Source organism: Trabulsiella guamensis ATCC 49490 (assembly GCF_000734965.1).
GTDB classification, from domain to species: domain Bacteria; phylum Pseudomonadota; class Gammaproteobacteria; order Enterobacterales; family Enterobacteriaceae; genus Trabulsiella; species Trabulsiella guamensis.
In genome coordinates this window covers 32,148-51,003 of record NZ_JMTB01000042.1, presented here as the reverse complement: position 1 = coordinate 51,003, position 18,856 = coordinate 32,148, and the positions used below count along the sequence as shown (strand labels likewise).

Genomic DNA, 18,856 nt, shown 5'->3' with positions numbered 1-18,856 from the left:
GAGACGCACATGCTGCAGTTCCTGCTTACCCGAGTTATGACCGCCATTCCCACATTACTGCTGGTGACAGTGCTGGTCTTTTTGCTCACCCGCATGGTGCCGGGAGATCCGGCGCTACTGATGCTGGGCGATATGGCGACGGAAAAGAGCCTCGCAGATCTGCGCCATAGCATGGGGCTGGATCAGGGGATGATCCAACAGTTCATCATCTGGTTCGGAAATGTGTTGCAGGGCAATTTTGGTCACTCAATTCAAAGCGGCCAGGACGTATTGCCGCTTATCCTGCAACGCTTCAGCGTGACGCTGAGCGTAGTGCTGGCGGCGATTGCGATCGCCTCGCTGCTCGCCGTGCCCGCCGGCATGCTGGCGGCATGGAAACAGAACTCATCGCTGGACACCGGCCTGGTCATGTTCTCTACCTTTTTGCTGTCAATCCCAAGCTTCTGGATGGGGTTACTCATCCTGCTGCTGTTCGGACTGCAACTGGGGTGGTTGCCGGTGGTCGGGTACGTCTCGTTAAGCGATAACCTGAAAGCGGGAGTCCTGTATCTGCTGATGCCAGTAATGACGCTGGTGCTGGTCGAGATAGGGGCGCTGGTGCGCATGATGCGTGCCAGTACACTGGAAGTGCTGCGGCTGGATTACGTTTCCCACGCCCGTGCCAAGGGGTTGCGCGAGCGTACCGTGCTGTCGCGTCATGTATTCCCTAATGCGTTCGGTCCGACGTTGACACTGATTGGCTTAACGCTCGGTAATTTGCTCAGCGGCGTCGCGGTAACGGAGACGGTTTTCAGCCTTCCCGGGCTGGGGCGACTGCTGGTTGATGCCATCTACGCCCGCGATTACCCGGTGATTCAGGGCTGTATGCTGTTTATCGCCACGCTCTACGTACTAACCAATCTATTGATTGACGCTCTTTATCCGCTATTTAACCCGAGGGTTTCCGCCTGATGAAAAGACGAATAGCGCTCGCGCCCAATGCCCTGGTAGGTATGACGTTAATTGGCGTCATCGTGCTGGCGGGGCTGGTGGGCTTTTTCTGGACGCCGTTTGATCCTGGCCGGATTAACATCCTGGCACGCCTGCAGGCACCTGGCACGCAGTACCTGCTCGGCACGGATGAATATGGCCGTGACGTACTCAGCCGCCTGCTGGCTGGGGCCAGCGCCAGCATGACCATCTCTCTGGTGACGGTCTGCTTCGCGCTGCTGGCCGGTATTGTCCTCGGACTGATTAGCGGCTATCTGCGGGGTGTAGTGGACCGGGTCATTATGATGATAACCGATACACTGCTGGCGTTCCCCGGCATCCTTCTGGCGCTGGGGCTCCTCAGCATCCTCGGTAATAACCGCTACGGCATTATTCTTGCGCTGGGGCTGGCTTATACGCCGTCAGTGGTGCGCATTGTGCGCGGAACCGTCATGGGGCTGCGTGAAGCGGACTTTGTCGCCGCGGCACGAATCATGGGGCATAACGAACTGACCATTCTTCGCAAGCACGTGCTGCCGAACTGCCTTGCGCCGCTGACGGTACTGGCAACGTCCATGCTCGGTTGGGTGTTGATTTCTGAAAGCGCGCTCTCCTTTTTGGGGCTTGGCGTGCCACCACCGGAACCGACCTGGGGCAATATGCTCGCGGCCAGCCGCAACTATCTGGCGCAGGCGCCCTGGCTGGCGCTGCTGCCCGGGATCTGTATCTCTCTGGCATTACTGGGCGTCAATATGCTTGGTGATGCGTTACGCGACTATCTCGACCCGAGGATGCAATGATGAACAATCCGACACCCTTGTTGCAGGTGACTAACTTGCGGGTGAATGCGGCAGAACGTGAGGTCGTGAAAGGCATCTCTTTTTCGCTGGCACCACGCGAAGTACTGGCCGTTGTGGGGGAGTCAGGCAGTGGAAAAACGCTGGCGATGCGTTCGCTGATCAAATTATTACCTACCGGCATCACCAGCCTCGCAGATTCGCTGATCTTCGACGGTCAGGATTTGCAGCAGCTTGACCAGGAACAGTTGCGGAGTTTGCGCGGCGCAGGCATCGGCATGGTCTTCCAGGAGCCGATGACATCACTGAATCCGGCGATGACCATTGGTCGTCAACTGGATGAAGGGTTGGTTCTCCATACTCAACTGACTGAGCGCGAGCGGCGAGGAAAAATTATCGCCATGCTGGAGCGCGTTGGCTTAACAGACGCCGCCAGTTTGCTTGGACGTTTTCCTCATGAGTTTTCTGGAGGCATGCGTCAGCGGGTCATGATTGCCGCCGTGATGCTGCTGGAGCCGAAACTGATCATCGCCGATGAGCCAACTACAGCGCTCGATGTGCTTGTGCAACATGAAGTGATGGAGCTGATGCTGTCGCTGACGGCGGAGAAGGGCAGCGCGGTGATCCTCATCAGCCACGATTTATCGATGGTGGCGCGCTATGCCTCGCGCATTATGGTGATGGAGCAGGGTGAACTGGTTGAACAGAACAGCAGTCAGCGTCTGCTGGCCGCGCCACAGCATCCCTATACGCGACGGCTGCTGGAAGCATTACCGGTACGCCAGACTGCCCCGGACCGGCAGCGATTACTGACGGCGGAAAGCGTGATTGCCCTGACGGATGTTGAAATCAACTATAGCGGTCATAAACGATGGTTTCGTCCGGCATCCGTGACGAAGGCGGTGCAGGGCGTCAGCTTTAATGTGCGTGCGGGAGAGACAGTCGCCCTGGTAGGGGCGAGTGGCTCGGGTAAAACCACCATCGGTAAACTGATTGCCGGCATGTTAAAGGCCAGCAGTGGAACGCTGGCGTTTCGTGGACATCTGGTCAGCAATGCAGATAAGAAACTGCTCGCGACCTGGCGTCGTGAATGCCAGATGATTCAGCAGGATCCTTTTTCCTCTCTGGATCCGCGGATGTTTATTGCACAAATCCTCGAAGAGCCGCTCCTGCTGGTGGACACCATGAACCGGCGCGCCCGTGAACAGCGAGTCCGCGAAGTGCTTGATGAGGTGGGGCTGGGGGAAATGTTTTTAACCCGATATCCGCATCAACTCTCAGGAGGGCAGCGCCAGCGAGTGGCTATCGCCAGGGCGATTATTCGCCATCCTGCGTTTATCATTGCTGATGAACCGACCTCGGCCCTCGATATGACGGTACAAAAACAGATCCTGCAGTTATTAAAACGACTACAGAACCATTATGGATTCGCCTGTCTTTTCATCACTCATGATCTCGGGGCAGTTGAACAGGTTGCCGATCGTATTCTGGTAATGGAAAAAGGCGTACTGGTAGAGAGCGGCTGGAGTGACGATGTGCTGGATAACCCGCGTCACCCCTACACCCAGCGGCTACTGCGCTGCCTGCCGATCCTGAAACCCCTGGATCACGGTGGATATCAGCTCCAGCAGCAGCCTGCATGATGGCATCAGCCCTGTTTAATGATATCAATCAGCGCCCGCAGGCTGGCTGGCATATGCCGGTTGGCCGGGAACCAAAGGCATAAACCGGGGATTGGCGGGCACCACGGTTCGAGTACCGTGACCAGCCTGCCATCCTCCAGCGCAGACCGGGCATGAACCTCCGGGACATAGGCGATCCCCAGTCCCTGAATGGCCGCACACACCATGAGCGGTGAACTGTTCAGGGTCAGCGTACCGGGGACATCCACCGAAATACTCTGCCCGTGGCGGGAAAACTCCCAGCGGTAGCGTTTGCCGCTGGGTAATCGCTGGCGAATACACTGATGTTGCGTCAGATCGTCCGGTACCGTGGGGGCAGGGTGCTGCGCCAGATAGGACGGTGATGCGACAGCCAGAAAATGGACATCGCCACCAAAACGCACCGCCACCATATCGGCAGGAACATCTTCCGCCAGCCGGATCCCCGCATCAAACCCTTCGGCGACAATATCCACCAGCCTGCCATCCACCACCAGATCCAGCGACACGCCGGGATAACGTGCCAGATACTCCGGCACAATCGTCTGCAGCAGCAACTGAATGGCTTCCTGCCCACCATTGATACGCAACGTACCCAGCACCTGCCCCCGGGTATCCGCCACGTCTTCCAGCGCCTGCTCCAGACCCGTCAGATGCGGCGAAATGCGCCGCAGCAATTCTTCTCCGGCTTCGGTCAACGCCACACTGCGCGTAGTGCGGTGCAGCAGGCGAACGCCCAGCCGCGCTTCCAGCCCGCGAATAGCATGGCTTAACGTTGAGCGGGTGACACCGGAAAAATCCGCCGCGCGACGAAAACTACGTTGCTCTGCTACCGCCATAAAGGCTTTCAGGTCGGAAAACGTTGGGGTTTTCATTGGTGATTTCATTTCACCTCTTCATGCGATTTGTTGAGTCTTATCATGCTAATCATCGTGCCATAACCTGTACCGGTGAGTTAACCATTTTATGGAGAGCGTACGATGAATACTAAAACCTGGTTTATTACCGGTACCTCAACCGGTCTTGGACGCCTGATGACAGAACAACTGTTAGCGAGAGGCGATAACGTGATTGCCACCCTGCGCAAGCCCGGCGCGCTGGATGATCTGCTGGAGCGATACAGCAAGCAGCTCCATGTTCTGCTGCTGGACATTACGGATACCGCGGCCATACGTCGTGTCGTGCAGCAGGCATTCGATCATGCCGGGCATATCGATGTGCTGGTCAGTAATGCGGGATACGGGCTTTTCGGCGCGGCGGAAGAGGTCACTGACGGCCAGATTGCGCGTCAGATTGCCACCAATCTCACTGGATCAATTCAGCTTATTCGCACGGTTTTGCCATGTCTGCGTCAGCAAGGAGGCGGACGCATTATTCAGGTGTCGTCAGAAGGGGGGCAAATGGCGTGGCCGAATTTCAGTCTCTATCACGCCACTAAATGGGATATTGAAGGATTTATTGAATCCGTCGCGCAGGAAGTGGCTCCCTTTGGTATCGATTTTCTCATTGCTGAACCTGGCCCGACGGCGACGAATTTCGCCAGCGGTCTGGATATCGCTCCGCCCATGGCCTGCTATGAGAACACCCCCGCCGGTGAGGTGCGCCGCGGGCTGGCTGACGGCAGTATCGCCATCAATGGCGACGCGGTTAAAACCGTTGCAGCGATTGTCGCCGCTGCGGATGCAGAAAACCCTCCGTTCCGCCTGGCGCTGGGGAGTAAGGCATATCACTCTGTTCGCGAGGCGCTGAATGGCCGGTTACAGGTTCTGGAGGCAACCCGCGCGGTGGCCCTGAGTGCGGACAAGGAGGCGTAAGCCCGGGCGTATTTTCGCGACTCATGCTGACAAGTGACAAAACTTGCGCTTTTCCTGCTTTTGTATTGACAATTAAATGCCTGGTCAGTAATTTCAAATGCAATTACTGATCAGGCAAGTATCATGACAAACACCACGGATAATCCCAATATCAAACTTCACCTCGGCTTGCTGATTCATCTGGCAAACCAGTTTAAAGATCAGTTGATTAACCAGTATTTTTCCGCCACGGACATCACCGCCGCTCAGTTCAAGGTTTTGATTAGTATCTATAAAGGTTTCACCAGTCCGGTAGAGATCAGTAAGAATCTGCTTATGGATGCCGGGGCGATGAGTCGCATGATTGAGCGAATGGTGAAGCGGGAACTGATCGTGCGAAACCCCAATCCGGATGATAAACGGCAGGTCATACTGGCATTAACTGACAAAGGGCGGGTCATTTGTGACCGCTTTCAGAATGAGGCGCTGGCCTCGATTATTGGTCTGCTGACGGCACGTCTGACAGCCGGGGAGTCCCGGCAACTTGAAGCATTACTGATAAAAATGTTGCCGGACGAGGCTATCCAGCCACATCGCTAAGCTGTCCTGAAAAAGGTTAAGACAAAGATGCAAACTTCATCTGCACAACCGGAACAAACCCCCAGTAAGCGTAAACGTAACTTCGCTATTTTGTTCGTTATCCTGCTGCTGATCGCGGCGGGAACTCTGGCATGGTATCTGCTTTATGCCCGCTATTATGAAACGACTGACGATGCGTATGTTAACGCCAACCTGGTGACACTGACGCCGCAAATCGCCGGTACGGTCACGCAGGTTACCGTCGATGAAGGCGATTACGTTGAGAAGGGGCAACCGCTGGTACTGCTCGATCCGAGCGATACCGAAATCGCCCTGCAACAGGCAGAGGCCGATCTGGCGAATACGGTGCGCCAGGTCCGCGGGCTTTACAGCACGGCCGATAACTACCGTGCGCAGGTCGCGGCGAAACAGGTCGCGCTGCAAACCGCGCAGAGTGACTACGCGCGTCGCCAGAAGATCTTCGCCACCGGCGCGATTGCCGCAGAAGATCTCTCTCACTATCGCGATGCTGTGACCAGTGCAAAAAGTGATTTGGCCGCTGCGCAGCAGGCGCTGAAAACCAACCTTGCGATGGTCGATGACACGGTTATCGACAGCCATCCGGAAATCAAAAGCGCCGTCGCCACACTGCGTCAGCGTTTCCTGGATAACGCGCGCAGCACCATCCTTGCGCCAGTCAGCGGTTTTGTTGCTAAACGCGCTGTGCAGTTAGGCATGCGGGTGGATTCCGGCACGACGCTAATGTCCATTGTGCCGTTGGATCAGGTCTGGGTGGATGCCAACTTTAAAGAGAGCCAGATGAACACTATGCGTCTGGGGCAAAAAGTCACGCTCACGGCGGATCTGTACGGTGATGATGTGAAATATCACGGCACGATTGAGAGTCTTGGTATCGGCACCGGTAGCGCGTTCTCTCTGTTACCGGCGCAAAACGCCAGTGGTAACTGGATCAAAATCGTCCAGCGACTACCGGTGCGAATCACCCTCGATCCGCATGATATGCAGGAACATCCGTTGCGTGTGGGGTTGTCGATGTTCGCCAGAGTGGATATCCGCAACGCGGACGGCAATTTGCTGCCGCAGAAAACCGTGGATGCACCGCGTTTCAGGACGGACGTTTATCAGAACGCGCTGGAACAGGCTGATCAACTGGTGACCAGAATCCTTCATGACAACAGTAAAGTGGTAGCGTCCAGCGCCCGCTAAGAGAGATGTTATGCAAGATAAGTCAGCATTTGCGCCGCCCAGCCTGCTGCTTGCCACCATCGCGCTCTCGCTTGCGACATTCATGCAAGTGCTGGACACGACGATTGCCAACGTGGCGTTGCCGACGATTGCCGGTAACCTTGGCGTCAGTTCCGATCAGGGAACCTGGGTTATTACCTCGTTTGCGGTGTGCAACGCGATTGCGCTGCCGCTGACGGGCTGGTTTACCCGGCGTATCGGGCAACTCAGGCTGTTTATTGGTTCAGTCGCGTTGTTCACCCTGACCTCGTTCCTGTGCGGTTTCGCCCACAGCATGGGCGAACTGATTGTCTTTCGCGCGCTACAGGGCTTTTTCGCCGGCCCCATGTTTCCCATGTGTCAGACGCTGCTGCTGGTCATTTTCCCGACCAGCAAACGGAGTATGGCGCTGGCGCTGCTCTCCATGGTCACGGTGGTAGCGCCCATCGTTGGGCCGATAACGGGCGGCTGGATCACAGATAACTACTCATGGCCGTGGATTTTCTACATCAACGTCCCTATCGGTATCTTCGCGGCGATTACCGTCTGGACGCAGTTGCGTGCGCGTGAAGAAACCACGACGACAGCCCCCATTGATTATATCGGCATTGCGCTGCTGGTACTCGGTGTCGGGTTGTTGCAGGTAGTGCTGGATAAAGGCAACGATCTCGACTGGTTTTCTTCACAGACCATTATCGTGATGTCTGTCATTTCCGCGATTGCGCTGGTGTCGTTTGTCATCTGGGAACTGGGGGAAAAACATCCGATTGTTAACCTGCGGCTGTTTACTGATCGCAATTTCGCCATCGGAACGACGTCTCTGACGCTGGGCTACGCGGCATTTTTCGCCATCAACATTATCCTGCCGCAGTGGCTGCAGACCCAGATGGGGTACACCGCGATCTGGGCGGGACTTGCCGCTGCGCCAATGGGTTTCCTGCCGTTGCTGTTGACGCCGATTATTGGCCGCTACGCCAGTAAATTCGATTTGCGGATCCTGGCGACGCTGTCGTTCATGACCATGGCCGCGTCCTGTCTTATCCGCGCGCAATTCAATACTGACGTTGATTTTCGTACCATTGCCCAGGTGCAGATGTTCATGGGGATCGGCGTGGCGTTTTTCTTTATGCCCATCACCACTATCGTGTTGTCGAATTTACATGGTGCTGAAGTGGCGGAAGGTTCCGGTCTGGCGACCTTCTTCCGTGTACTGGGCGGCTCGTTTGCTTCCTCGCTGACCACCTGGATCTGGTCGCGGCGCGAGGTGTTTCACCATGCGAACCTGACGGAGAGTGTTTCCGTCTACAATCCAGCGGCGGCGGATTATCTGCAAAAAATGGGGGGCGTGACGCAGCAGCATCTGGCGGTGGTGGATAAAACCATTGAGCAGCAGGCGTATATGATGTCTACCATCGATTATTTCTGGATCCTCGGCTGGGGCTTTATGGTGCTGACGGTGGTGATTTGGTTTGCCCGACCGCCGTTTGTCCGCTCCGGTGCGCCTGGGGCACCTGCGGCCTCGGGACATTAACGAACGGACAAACAAGGAGAGAGAACAATGAATCAGCAACCTGTAGTCGCGGTATTAGGCCTGGGCGCAATGGGGCATGCCTTTGCTGCTAACCTGCTCAAAAAAGGGTTTACCGTACGTGGCTGGAACCGTACGCGGGCGCGTGGCGAAGATTTAATACCGCTGGGTTTAACGTTGTCAGAGCGTGCAGCGCAGGCGGTAGAGGGCGCTGACGTCGTGATTGCCATGCTGTCAGATGGCGAGACGACGCACCAGATACTGTCTGATGTACAGTCAGCGCTTAAGCCGGGCGCGACGTTCTGCCAGATGGGCACCATCGGCACAGAAGCGACCGATGCGTTGCTGGCGCAACTGACACAGGTGCGTCCTGATGTTGTGTTTATTGATGCGCCGGTATCCGGCACGAAGGCACCCGCTGAAAATGCGCAAATCCTGATCCTCGCCAGCGGCGAACGTTCGCGGGCACAGGAGGCGGAACAGGTATTCTCTGCGATCAGCAAAGGTCAGGTATGGCTGGGCGACGCTGGCGCAAGTTCGCGGATGAAACTGGTGGTTAACAGCTGGCTGATCGGGATGATGCAGAGCCTGAGTGAAACCGTGATCCTGGCGGAGAAACTGGGTTTTACGGCCAGCGAACTGTGGAGCGTGCTGGAAGGCGGGCCGCTGGCAGCGCCGTATGCCAAAGCGAAACTCGATATGATTTCTGGTGGTGATTTCACACCGCAAATGCACCTTATCTGGGCGCTGAAAGACGCACGTCTGGCGAAGGACGCCGCCGGCGACGCCAGACTGCCCGCCCTTGAGAATATCATTGCGCTGTGGCAGCAGGCGGCGGAGGCCGGTTATGGTGAACAGGATCTGGCGAGCATTTACCAGTACCTTAAAACAAAGGAAGCCTGATGGACGCAGCGTTCAACTGGGTCAATGAACCCCGCTCATGGCGACGTGAAAACGATTCGTTATGGGTGACGACAGATGAAAGAACCGACTTCTGGCACAAAACCTGGTACGGATTTGAGCGTTTTTCCGGTCATTTCTATGGCTGTGATGTCACGGGTGATTTCACCTTTCAGGTGAAGGTCCGCGGGGATTTCAACACGCTCTATGATCAGGCCGGAATCATGCTTCTCCAGGATAACGATCATTGGTTAAAAGCCGGTATCGAGTATAACGACGGCGCTCCTGCCATCGGCAGCGTGTTAACGCTAGGGCATTCAGACTGGGCAACGGGGGTGTTCCCCGGTAATGCGGCGCTGTTCTGGATGCGCCTGACCCGTAAAGGGGAGAGCCTGCGTTTGCAGTATTCCACGGATGGCAAGCACTGGCCGCTGTTGCGACTGTCTCACTTTCCCGTTTCCGGCAAATGTACGGTAGGTGTGATGTGCTGCACACCGGAACGCGGCGGGCTTTCTGTGCGGTTTGACGATTTCCTGCTCGCACCGGCATTTGATAAGGCACTGCATGATTTGTCCTGACAGGTAACGTGACTGCCCCCAGTAAAAGAAAAGACCGCTTCCCGCGAGAAGGGGTCTTTTCCTGGGACTTCAACGTACCATCAGGACGCGGCGGCGTAATAGACAAACGCCAGTTTGTTGCCGTCGGGATCTCTCACATAGGCACTGTGAAAGCCGTTGCCGTAATGCGCCCGGTGCCCCGGCGCGCCTTCATCTGTTCCCCCCAGCCGCATCGCCAGCGCATACAGTTCTTCGATGTGCTCAGGAGATCGGGCATTCAGCGCCACCATCACCCCATTTCCCACTGTCGCGTTTTGCTTGTCAAACGGTCTGCCGACGCAGAGTCCGGTGGTCGTGTTGCCATTGAATGTTCCCCATGAGGCGCCTTCCTCGCCACGACCACCCTGAGGGTAGCCCAGCAGCTCCATGAGCGGATCGTAAAACCGGAGCGCACGAGGCAGATCATTCGTACCGAGCATGATATATGAAAACATGAATCCTCCTTTTTTCATTAAGCTTTCCGTATAACAACACATGCCGGAGTTCAGTGCTAATAATCTGATATAAGAATTGATATTATTTTGTCCAACAGGCGCGACGTAACATTAACTCTTTTTTTGTTATCCGGAAGGTACAGCAAGAAAAATGAATGAGTTCGCTGGCCCTTTTTTTTGCATAAAAAACAGGCATATACGGCGATTTTGTTCAACATTAAGCGGTGAAATGCAACCCCCAGGTGGTTAAAAACGCACGTAAAGTAAAACCAATTTCCGCCGATAGATCACATAGACACGTTAAAACATGATCAAATTCAATGTGTTAGACAAAACTCTGTTCGTGAGGGAGCGCACCCGTTCTTGTTCAAATTTTTCCAACGGGAGGGCAGAGAGAAAGCGACCTTTACCGTGAGATAATAGATGAAAATAAATAACTTTGGTGTGGGCACCCGAATGGGTGCCGGTTTTAGCATCGTTCTGGCCCTTATGATTATGATGGCCGTTACCGGGGTTGTTAAACTAAGCGGCATCCTTAAAGATGCAGATACGATTACTGGCCGGTTGCTGGTGCTTGAACGCCTCACTACCGAATGGGGCGCGGCAATCGATTACAACGGCGCGATGGGTCTCACCCTGCTGACTACCGCCGATCCTGAAATCAAGACCTTTGCTCAGACCAGAATGGATGAAGTGACACGGCGAGTCACGGTCATTCAGAAACAGGTGACAGAGATGGTTGCCTCCGATGAGGGGAAAGCGCTCCTGGACGCGGTGGGAGCGCAAAGAAAGCAGTATATCGCTGTCCGGGCGGATGCGATTCGCCTCAGTCAGCAGGGCGACAGTACGGCCACCAATACGTTTATTCGTGAAAAACTCATTCCCGAGATGGAAGTCTACTCCCGCGCCGTGAAGGCGCTGGGGGATCACGAGAAAACGCAGATCAACAAAGCTGACGTCTCCATCAAGAGCAACGGATCGGAAGCCATTGAACTTCTGCTTATTCTTGGCGCGATTGCCATTATATCAGGCATCCTGGTCGCATTGTTCATTACCCGCAGTATCACTCGTCCGTTGCAGGCTGCAGTGCATGTGGCGAAAGAAGTGGCTTCGGGCAATCTGGGCATTGAGGTGAAAGTTGAATCACGCGACCAGTTGGGGCAACTAATGCTCTCCCTGCAGGAGATGACGGATAGCCTCAGCAATACGGTGCGTAAAGTACGAGAAGGTGCCGATAATATCGCGATGGCTGCGTCTGAAATCAGCAACGGCAACACTGATCTTGCCGCTCGTACCGAAGAGCAGGCGGCAGGCGTGGAAGAGACCGCTGCGACGCTGGAAGAGCTGACCTCCACCATCAACAATACGGCCTCGAACACCGCGCAGGCGTACCGTTACGTCAACGAGACGGCAACGGTGGTGAAACAAAACGGCGTGGTGATGGGCGAAGTCTCTTCGCAGATGCAGGAGATTTACGATTCCTCGTCCAAAATGTCTGACATCATTCAGGTGATTGACGGTATCGCTTTCCAGACCAACATCCTTGCATTGAACGCGGCGGTGGAAGCGGCGCGGGCAGGCGAGTCTGGTCGCGGTTTCGCCGTGGTGGCGGGGGAAGTGCGTACGCTGGCGCAACGCAGCGCATCAGCCGCACGTGAAATCAAAGAACTGATTGATGACTCCGTCTCCCGCATTGCTACTGGCCGCACGCTGGTTGAAAAAGCCGATGGCGGCATGGTGGAAATTGTCACCAATGTGCAGAACATGAGCCAGTTGATTGAAGAGATAGCCCAGGCGAGCCGTGAGCAGAGCGATGGTATCGCCCAGATCAACAGCGCGATGGGGCAGATTGACACCACCACGCAGCAGAACGCGGCGCTGGTGGAAGAGTCTGCGGCTGCCGCCGCATCAATGCAGGAGCAATCCCAGGTACTTCAGGCAATGGTCAGTACCTTCCGTCTTAGCGAGCATGCGAAGCGAACCACCCGGGCGGTGACGACCAAACCGGAACCGCAGAGCAAGGATTTCTCTGGTTCAGGGCGATTCAAAAAGCTAGCGTCGGAAACGGATAACTGGGAAACGTTCTGACCGACGTCATAAGCAGGTATAAAAAACCGGCATGGTGCCATCATCATGCCGGTTTTATGTTATTTGCCCCAACGGTTTCGGAGGTAGCTGACTGCAGAACCCGTCTGCGGCTGGCTGAGATAACCTTCCCGGAACAAAATCGTGCCGTTGATATTAGGGTTGCTGTCGTTCAGATCGAGCTGTTTTTTCAACTCCGGCACGCCGCCTTCGATTGCCCAGTCCGGTTCGTTTTTTGACGGCTCGCCCACTTTGTATAGCGCGACGCCAATGTACAACCGGGTGCGCGTGGGTTTCACTACATTCGCCCACCAGTTTGCCAGTACATCGTAGCGGGCGGCGCTGCGTGAAAATGGCCAGTACAATTGCGGTGCAATATAGTCCAGTAAACCCTGTTGCACCCAGCGGCGGGTATCAGCGTAAGACTCATCATAAGCGGCAGCGCCACGAGTGTCAGAGCCTGCCGGATCAAACGAGCGGTTACGCCATACCCCCACCGGGCTGATGCCAAACTCAACACCAGGCCGTTGCTGGCGGATAGTCCGTGAAACCTGCTCAATCAACTGTTGTGTATTGTTTCGTCGCCAGTCGGCCTTGCTGGCAAAATGCTGTCCGTACCGGGTAAAGGTGTTCTGGTCGTTAAGACGGGAGTCGGAAGACTCGGCATAGAAATAATCATCGAACTGCACGCCATCAACCGGATAGCGGGTAATCACTTCGGAAACAATAGCGGTGATCCAGTCTCTGACCTCAGGAATGCCAGGATCGAGAACAAAGCGGTTGCCTGCGGTGCGGATCCAGTCACGGTGCTCCACAAAAACGCTGGCCGGGCGCAGTGACGACGTCCGGTTTAGTTTGGCAATGGTCGACGCACTGATATTTGTGGAGACACGGTAAGGGTTAAACCAGGCATGCACTTTCATACCGCGCTGGTGTGCTTCATCCAGCATGAACTGCAGCGGATCATAGCCAGGATCGGCACCAATAGTGCCGGTCAGGACATCAGACCAGGGCAAAATCTTCGAGGGCCAGAGCGCGGTGCCGTCTGGTTTTACCTGGAAGAATACGGTATTGATACCGAGCTGTTGCAGGTTATCCAGCTTGGTTTTCAGTGCGTCCTGTTGCTGGCGGATGCGCAACGCACTGCTGCTGACCTCAATGGATGACACTGGCGGCCAGTCGAGCCGGGAAACGGTGGTCAGCCAGATACCGCGTACAGTGGTCGGGGACGACGGCGACAGAGGTTGCGACCGTTGTCCGGTCGTGGGAAGTGGTGTAACGAGTGACGTTGGCGGCGTTGAGGTGCAACTTGTTAATAGCAGCGCCGCAGTAATAAGCATACCGGGTTTTTTAACTATCGCTAAAGACGAAATGTAGCGAGAAAACCGTAAACTTTCCAAGTTTTGAATTCCAGATTAAGCCAAACTCGATGCCGTACAATGCGTCGTTGCCTTTCCAAAAGCAAGTGGAATATTAATAGCTGGCTTCGTAATAATTCCAATAAAATCCAATAAATAATTACCGATAATTATGATAGTCGGAACCTATTACATCTATAGGCAGGACCAATAAAAATTATTGATACCCGTCAATAACCTTTTAATTTGCAAGATTATTATGAAGATGCCGTAACGGTAAATATAGGGAATGTATTCAACCCGGCTGCAATACCTCATAGGATAGCGACATGAAAAAGGTTAAATATATAATAGCCGCCATCGTTGTTGTTTTTTTGGTGTGTTATTTAGGATTGGCAGGATATATCTCGCATTACGACAGTCAAAGAAGTAAAAATAATCCCATTAAGACTTCCGCAGTTGCAGAAAATAATAAAATACTTGGGTTTTTCAGTGATAAAGGGTGTGACTATTGCCACACGCCGTCTGCTGAATTGCCTTTTTATGCATCATTTCCTGTTGCGAAGCAGTTGATGGAATACGACGTTCAACTCGGATATAAATCTTTTAACCTGGAGGAGGTGCGCAAGGCACTCATCGCCGATACTCCCGTTTCGCAAAGCGAACTGAATAAAATTGAGTGGGTCATGCAAAATCAGACGATGCCGCCAGGGCGTTATCTGTCTCTGCATTGGGGCGCCACGGTCAGCCCGGAAGAGCAGGCAGATATTCTGAGCTGGATTGCCGGTCAGCGCGAAAAACACTATGCCAGTGCTGATGTGGCGGCGCAGCATCGTAACGAACCCGTGCAACCGATTCCCAGAAGCGTTCCTGTCGATGATCGTAAAGTCGACCTGGGCTTCCGTCTTTACCATGATCCGCGTTTGTCCGGTGACAGCACTATCTCCTGTGCCCATTGCCATGCGTTGAATGCGGGTGGGGTGGATGGCAGAGCAACCTCAATCGGTGTGGGTGGCGCAGTCGGGCCAATCAACGCACCGACGGTCTTTAACTCTGCCTTCAACGTTGAGCAGTTCTGGGATGGCCGGGCGCCATCGCTGCAGGCGCAGGCGGGCGGTCCGCCGCTGAACCCGATCGAAATGGCCTCTAAATCCTGGGATGATATCGTCGCGAAACTGGATAAAGACCCGGTGCTGAAACGGGATTTCCTGGCGGTCTATCCTGACGGCTTTAGCGGTGACACCATTACTGATGCCATCGCTGAATTTGAAAAAACGCTCATCACGCCTGATTCGCCGTTTGATAAGTGGCTGCGTGGCGATGACAAAGCGTTAACGGCGCAGCAGTTGCACGGTTATCAGCTGTTCAAAGAGAACAAATGTGCGACCTGCCATGGCGGTGTTATTCTTGGTGGTCGTTCGTTTGAACCGTTAGGGCTGAAGCAGGACTTTAACTTTGGCGAAGTGACCGCTGCAGATATTGGTCGCATGAATGTCACCAAAGAAATCCGTGACAAACTTCGGCAGAAAGTGCCTGGCTTACGTAACGTTGCGTTGACCGGGCCTTACTTCCACCGTGGTGACGTCACGTCACTGGACAGCGCCGTTAAACTGATGCTTCGTTATCAGGTCGGCACTGAATTACCGCAGCAGGACGTTGATGACATCGTTGCCTTCCTTGAAAGTCTGACCGGCGTTTATACCCCCTATAAAGCCGCGCAGTAATTGTATTGCTTCCCTGCCGTGCATCACCCGATGCACGGCATTTTTCATTCTTCCGCAAAATATCTCACCTGACAAAAAGTTTGTGACCAGACAAAAAATGAGCAGGATTACGTGATCGCGATCGTTTTTTGATCACTTTCTGGTTGCTAACTGTCCAGCTTTTCCGCCATATATTACAAAAAGTTTGTTTGTCTAACTTAATTTTAGGTTGATATGGAAAGCATCAAAGAGAACTTGTACTTCTTCATCCCAATGATGGAGGGGATTGCCAACCAGTTTGGCGAGAATTGCGAAGTCGTGCTACACGACCACTCTCAGGGGCTGGAGAGCAGCATTATTGCAATCATTAATGGTCACGTCACGGGACGCAAGGTGGGCGATCCCAGCAGCAATCTGGGGCTGGAAGTGCTGCGCGGCACTGATGTGAATGGTGACCGGCACAACTACTTTACCCAGACGCGTGAAGGAAAAACGCTGCGTTCCACCTCCATTTATATTCGTGACAACCAGAAGCAAGTGATTGGCGCGCTCTGCATCAACCTGGATATCAGCGATATTCTGCAGGCTGAAAAAACGCTCAACAAGATGGCCGGACGACCTGAAACCACGCCCGCGCGCCAGGAAGAAGTTAATGAGGTCTTTGTCAAAGACGTTAATGAATTGCTGGATTACCTGATCGCGGAATGCATGTCACTGATTAACGTCGCCGTCATAAATATGACCCGTCAGGACAAACTCAATGCCATAAAGTTTTTTGATGACAAAGGCGTGTTTCTTATCAAGAAATCTGGTGAAAAGATTTGCGAGTTCCTGAATATATCCAAATACACCCTTTATGCCTATCTGGGAGAAATCAGAGGGGAAAACCCCGTTATTGACGAATAAACGTCGGAGGAGAAATGTTAACAACACCTTATGTCGCATTAGATATGGAGATCATGGAAAAGAATATTCGCGGTATGGTTGCAGGATTACGCCGCAATAATATTCAGCACTGGCCGCACATTAAAACCCATAAATCGGTGCGGCTGGCGAAACTGGAGCAGCAACTGGGCGCGAGCGGGATTACCTGCGCCAAACTGTCGGAAGCCGAAGTCATGGCCGATGGCGGTATTACGTCGATTTTGCTGGCGTATCCTCTGATCGGCGAGGACAAATGTCAGCGTTACGCTGAACTGGCGCGGAAAGTGAATATTCGTACCATTGTTGACAGCGTGGCTGGCGCGCAGGGACTGTCGCGGGCGGCGGTAAAAAACGGGCTTGAATTTGCTATCGATATTGCCATTGATTTTGGCGCGCATCGCGAAGGGATCCAACCGGAACATCTGCTGGCCTTTGCCCGTGATATCGCCGCTTTGCCGGGGCTAAACATTAAAGGTGTATTTACCTACGCCGGAACCATTTATCAGTATCACAACGAAGCGGATATTCGCCGTGCCGCGCGTGAAGAAGCGGCTTTGCTATTAAAAAGTCGGGATCTGCTCAACGCCAATGGGTTTGCAGTTGAAAATCTTTCCGGCGGCTCGACACTCTCTTCTTTTTATGCAGACGAACTGAACGGCATTACCGAATCACGTGCCGGGAACTTTATTTTTGGTGATATGAACGCCATTAATGGTGGAATCTATACCCCAGAAAACTGCGCGCTAACTATTTGCGCGACGGTGGTCAGTATTCCGCTGCCGGGTTACGCCACTATCGATGCCGGAACAAAATCGCTCACTTCAGATCTGTCAGCCACACCAGGGTCTTACGGACTGATTCAGGAGCACCCGGATATTGCGCTGGTAAAACTCAATGAAGAACACGGCTATTTGCGCTATGACCCGGAGAACGTGTCGCTGGCCATTGGCGAACAACTGCACGTGATTCCCAACCATTGTTGCGTGGTTGCGAATCTGGTCGATGAAATATACGCATTTCGTAATGGCGAATTCAGTGAAACCATTTCTATTGATGCGCGCGGAAAAAGTTATTAATTAACTGGGGTTATTTTCATGACAGACATTGAATTAACTGCCGATGAACGGCAGGAGCTTCTTACGCTCCTGTGCAGCCTGATACAGCATCCGTCGGAAAATCCACCGGGAAATGAAAATGCTGTGGCGCACTATATTGCCAGTCTATTGCAGACTGAAGGTATTGAGACGCATATTCACGACGTGGTGCCCGGGCGCCCGAATGTCGTCGCCATTCTGAAAGGGCAGAAGCCCGGTAAGCGGCTGATCCTGAATGGCCATTCGGACGTCGTACCCTGCGGCGATGGCTGGTCGGTAGAGCCATTTGCGGCGGTGATTGACGGCGATCGCGTTATCGGACGCGGCGCGGCAGACATGAAATCCGGCGTGGCGGCGATGATGTACGCGGCAATGCTCATTCACCGTCGCCGGTATGCCTTTAATGGCGAAATCGTGCTGTTATTCAACGTCGATGAAGAGCGCGTTAATCTCGGCATGGAGCATTTTGTGGCGCAGGGTGTGTCGGCCGATTACGCCATTATTGGCGAGCCGACCTCGCTTGAAATCTGTATTGCCCATAAGGGTGTCAGCCGTACCCGGTTGACCACGTATGGCACCGCGGGTCATGCAGCGAAAGTCCGTGATCCTGACAGTGCGATCGACAAAATGGCGCGTCTGCTGCCCGGCATACTGGAGGAGTGCCAGCAGGTGAAGCAAAAGACGCACGCATTGTTGGGCAACGCCTCAATGCTGGTGACCACCATTACCGGCGGTAGTGCGCCGAACATCGTGCCGCAGTCCTGTTTTATTGAGATAGACCGTCGGGTGTTGCCGGGTGAAACGCGCAACGACATCAACGCCAGTCTGCTGACGGCGCTGCAACCGGCCGGACTGACGTCAAAGAAAGATTATTCGCTGGAGAATTACCTGTTTATTCCGGCCTCCGCCATTGATGCAACACATCCGCTGGTGGACGCCGCCGAACGGGCGGTCACTGCCGTTACCGGCTCGGCGAAAAAGACAGTATTCGAAGCCACCTGTGAAGCGCCATTTTTCTCCGTTGGCTGCCAGATCCCCACGCTGATTGTCGGACCGGGGGATTTGTCACAGGCGCATGTGAAAGATGAATTTGTTTGTATTGAGGAATTACACCAGGCAGCAAAAATCTACGCCTCACTGGCGTTGGATTTATTGAGATAAAACATCAG

At 54.1% G+C, this 18,856-nt stretch carries 17 protein-coding genes; 14 read left to right on the top strand and 3 right to left on the bottom strand.

Going from position 1 to position 18,856, the window contains the following annotated elements; all coding sequences use genetic code 11:
* Positions 1–9: 9 nt before the first annotated feature.
* Genes GTGU_RS04895 through GTGU_RS04885 form a run of 3 tightly spaced genes read left to right on the top strand, consistent with a single transcriptional unit; the run spans position 10 to position 3,409 of the window.
* Positions 10–951 (top strand): ABC transporter permease, encoded by a 942-nt coding sequence (locus tag GTGU_RS04895; RefSeq protein ID WP_038154588.1) that lies wholly within the window; start codon positions 10–12, stop codon positions 949–951.
* On the top strand, positions 951–1,769 hold the full coding sequence (locus GTGU_RS04890) for an ABC transporter permease (RefSeq protein WP_038154586.1): 819 nt from the start codon (positions 951–953) through the stop codon (positions 1,767–1,769). Before GTGU_RS04895 ends, GTGU_RS04890 begins: the two co-directional genes overlap by 1 nt.
* Complete coding sequence (locus GTGU_RS04885; protein WP_245609587.1) at positions 1,769–3,409, top strand: dipeptide ABC transporter ATP-binding protein; 1,641 nt, start codon at positions 1,769–1,771, stop codon at positions 3,407–3,409. The genes GTGU_RS04890 and GTGU_RS04885 overlap by 1 nt, the downstream gene beginning before the upstream one ends.
* Positions 3,410–3,414: 5 nt before the next feature.
* On the opposite strand, the gene GTGU_RS04880 is transcribed toward GTGU_RS04885, so the two are convergent.
* On the bottom strand, positions 3,415–4,302 hold the full coding sequence (locus GTGU_RS04880) for a LysR family transcriptional regulator (RefSeq protein WP_245609586.1): 888 nt from the start codon (positions 4,300–4,302) through the stop codon (positions 3,415–3,417).
* 105 nt (positions 4,303–4,407) lie between these two features.
* Between GTGU_RS04880 and GTGU_RS04875 the strand changes: the two genes are divergently transcribed.
* From GTGU_RS04875 to GTGU_RS04850, 6 genes are all read left to right on the top strand, one after another.
* Entirely contained in the window at positions 4,408–5,241 is an 834-nt protein-coding gene (locus GTGU_RS04875; protein WP_038154583.1) for an SDR family oxidoreductase, read from the top strand.
* 123 nt (positions 5,242–5,364) lie between these two features.
* Positions 5,365–5,820 carry a MarR family transcriptional regulator gene (locus GTGU_RS04870; protein WP_038154582.1) on the top strand — a complete coding sequence of 152 codons (456 nt, stop codon included), beginning with the start codon at positions 5,365–5,367 and terminating at the stop codon, positions 5,818–5,820.
* Positions 5,821–5,847: 27 nt separating this feature from the next.
* A complete protein-coding gene (locus GTGU_RS04865; RefSeq protein ID WP_038154581.1) occupies positions 5,848–7,026 on the top strand; it encodes an HlyD/EmrA/EmrK family protein in 1,179 nt (392 codons plus the stop codon).
* A gap of 10 nt (positions 7,027–7,036) precedes the next feature.
* Complete coding sequence (locus tag GTGU_RS04860) at positions 7,037–8,575, top strand: DHA2 family efflux MFS transporter permease subunit (protein WP_038154580.1); 1,539 nt, start codon at positions 7,037–7,039, stop codon at positions 8,573–8,575.
* A 27-nt stretch (positions 8,576–8,602) separates the two neighbouring features.
* Positions 8,603–9,475, top strand: a complete 873-nt coding sequence (locus tag GTGU_RS04855; RefSeq protein ID WP_038154579.1) for an NAD(P)-dependent oxidoreductase — start codon at positions 8,603–8,605, stop codon at positions 9,473–9,475.
* The gene (locus GTGU_RS04850) at positions 9,475–10,050 is read left to right on the top strand and encodes a DUF1349 domain-containing protein (protein WP_038154578.1); all 576 of its coding nucleotides are present in this window, start codon (positions 9,475–9,477) and stop codon (positions 10,048–10,050) included. Before GTGU_RS04855 ends, GTGU_RS04850 begins: the two co-directional genes overlap by 1 nt.
* Before the next feature lie 80 nt (positions 10,051–10,130).
* Here the strand turns inward: GTGU_RS04850 and GTGU_RS04845 are convergent, their stop codons facing one another.
* Positions 10,131–10,523, bottom strand: coding sequence for a VOC family protein (locus GTGU_RS04845; protein ID WP_038154577.1), 393 nt, complete (start codon positions 10,521–10,523; stop codon positions 10,131–10,133).
* Between the two features lie 423 nt (positions 10,524–10,946).
* On the opposite strand from GTGU_RS04845, the gene GTGU_RS04840 reads away from it, so the two are divergent.
* Positions 10,947–12,611, top strand: a complete 1,665-nt coding sequence (locus tag GTGU_RS04840; protein ID WP_038154576.1) for a methyl-accepting chemotaxis protein — start codon at positions 10,947–10,949, stop codon at positions 12,609–12,611.
* 59 nt (positions 12,612–12,670) lie between these two features.
* Here the strand turns inward: GTGU_RS04840 and GTGU_RS04835 are convergent, their stop codons facing one another.
* On the bottom strand, positions 12,671–13,948 hold the full coding sequence (locus GTGU_RS04835) for a glycoside hydrolase family 10-like protein (RefSeq protein WP_038154575.1): 1,278 nt from the start codon (positions 13,946–13,948) through the stop codon (positions 12,671–12,673).
* 347 nt (positions 13,949–14,295) lie between these two features.
* Here GTGU_RS04835 and GTGU_RS04830 point away from each other — a divergent pair, with 347 nt between their 5' ends.
* The 4 genes from GTGU_RS04830 (at position 14,296) to GTGU_RS04815 (ending at position 18,848) form a co-directional block, all read left to right on the top strand.
* Complete coding sequence (locus tag GTGU_RS04830; RefSeq protein ID WP_038154574.1) at positions 14,296–15,690, top strand: cytochrome-c peroxidase; 1,395 nt, start codon at positions 14,296–14,298, stop codon at positions 15,688–15,690.
* A gap of 213 nt (positions 15,691–15,903) precedes the next feature.
* A complete protein-coding gene (locus GTGU_RS04825; protein WP_038154573.1) occupies positions 15,904–16,575 on the top strand; it encodes a helix-turn-helix transcriptional regulator in 672 nt (223 codons plus the stop codon).
* Between the two features lie 53 nt (positions 16,576–16,628).
* Positions 16,629–17,669, top strand: coding sequence for an alanine racemase (locus tag GTGU_RS04820; RefSeq protein WP_245609585.1), 1,041 nt, complete (start codon positions 16,629–16,631; stop codon positions 17,667–17,669).
* 18 nt (positions 17,670–17,687) lie between these two features.
* On the top strand, positions 17,688–18,848 hold the full coding sequence (locus tag GTGU_RS04815) for a M20 family metallopeptidase (protein ID WP_038154571.1): 1,161 nt from the start codon (positions 17,688–17,690) through the stop codon (positions 18,846–18,848).
* Positions 18,849–18,856 lie beyond the last annotated feature (8 nt).

Bases quoted from the DNA above. Each gene is read 5' to 3' on its own strand.
- GTGU_RS04880 (WP_245609586.1), bottom strand. From the start codon at position 4,302: ATGAAAACCCCAACGTTTTCCGACCTGAAAGCCTTTATGGCGGTAGCA.
- GTGU_RS04885 (WP_245609587.1), top strand. From the start codon at position 1,769: ATGAACAATCCGACACCCTTGTTGCAGGTGACTAACTTGCGGGTGAAT.
- GTGU_RS04870 (WP_038154582.1), top strand. From the start codon at position 5,365: ATGACAAACACCACGGATAATCCCAATATCAAACTTCACCTCGGCTTG.
- GTGU_RS04855 (WP_038154579.1), top strand. From the start codon at position 8,603: ATGAATCAGCAACCTGTAGTCGCGGTATTAGGCCTGGGCGCAATGGGG.
- GTGU_RS04820 (WP_245609585.1), top strand. From the start codon at position 16,629: ATGGAAAAGAATATTCGCGGTATGGTTGCAGGATTACGCCGCAATAAT.
- GTGU_RS04860 (WP_038154580.1), top strand. From the start codon at position 7,037: ATGCAAGATAAGTCAGCATTTGCGCCGCCCAGCCTGCTGCTTGCCACC.
- GTGU_RS04895 (WP_038154588.1), top strand. From the start codon at position 10: ATGCTGCAGTTCCTGCTTACCCGAGTTATGACCGCCATTCCCACATTA.
- GTGU_RS04830 (WP_038154574.1), top strand. From the start codon at position 14,296: ATGAAAAAGGTTAAATATATAATAGCCGCCATCGTTGTTGTTTTTTTG.
- GTGU_RS04850 (WP_038154578.1), top strand. From the start codon at position 9,475: ATGGACGCAGCGTTCAACTGGGTCAATGAACCCCGCTCATGGCGACGT.
- GTGU_RS04815 (WP_038154571.1), top strand. From the start codon at position 17,688: ATGACAGACATTGAATTAACTGCCGATGAACGGCAGGAGCTTCTTACG.
- GTGU_RS04825 (WP_038154573.1), top strand. From the start codon at position 15,904: ATGGAAAGCATCAAAGAGAACTTGTACTTCTTCATCCCAATGATGGAG.
- GTGU_RS04840 (WP_038154576.1), top strand. From the start codon at position 10,947: ATGAAAATAAATAACTTTGGTGTGGGCACCCGAATGGGTGCCGGTTTT.
- GTGU_RS04890 (WP_038154586.1), top strand. From the start codon at position 951: ATGAAAAGACGAATAGCGCTCGCGCCCAATGCCCTGGTAGGTATGACG.
- GTGU_RS04875 (WP_038154583.1), top strand. From the start codon at position 4,408: ATGAATACTAAAACCTGGTTTATTACCGGTACCTCAACCGGTCTTGGA.
- GTGU_RS04835 (WP_038154575.1), bottom strand. From the start codon at position 13,948: ATGCTTATTACTGCGGCGCTGCTATTAACAAGTTGCACCTCAACGCCG.
- GTGU_RS04845 (WP_038154577.1), bottom strand. From the start codon at position 10,523: ATGTTTTCATATATCATGCTCGGTACGAATGATCTGCCTCGTGCGCTC.
- GTGU_RS04865 (WP_038154581.1), top strand. From the start codon at position 5,848: ATGCAAACTTCATCTGCACAACCGGAACAAACCCCCAGTAAGCGTAAA.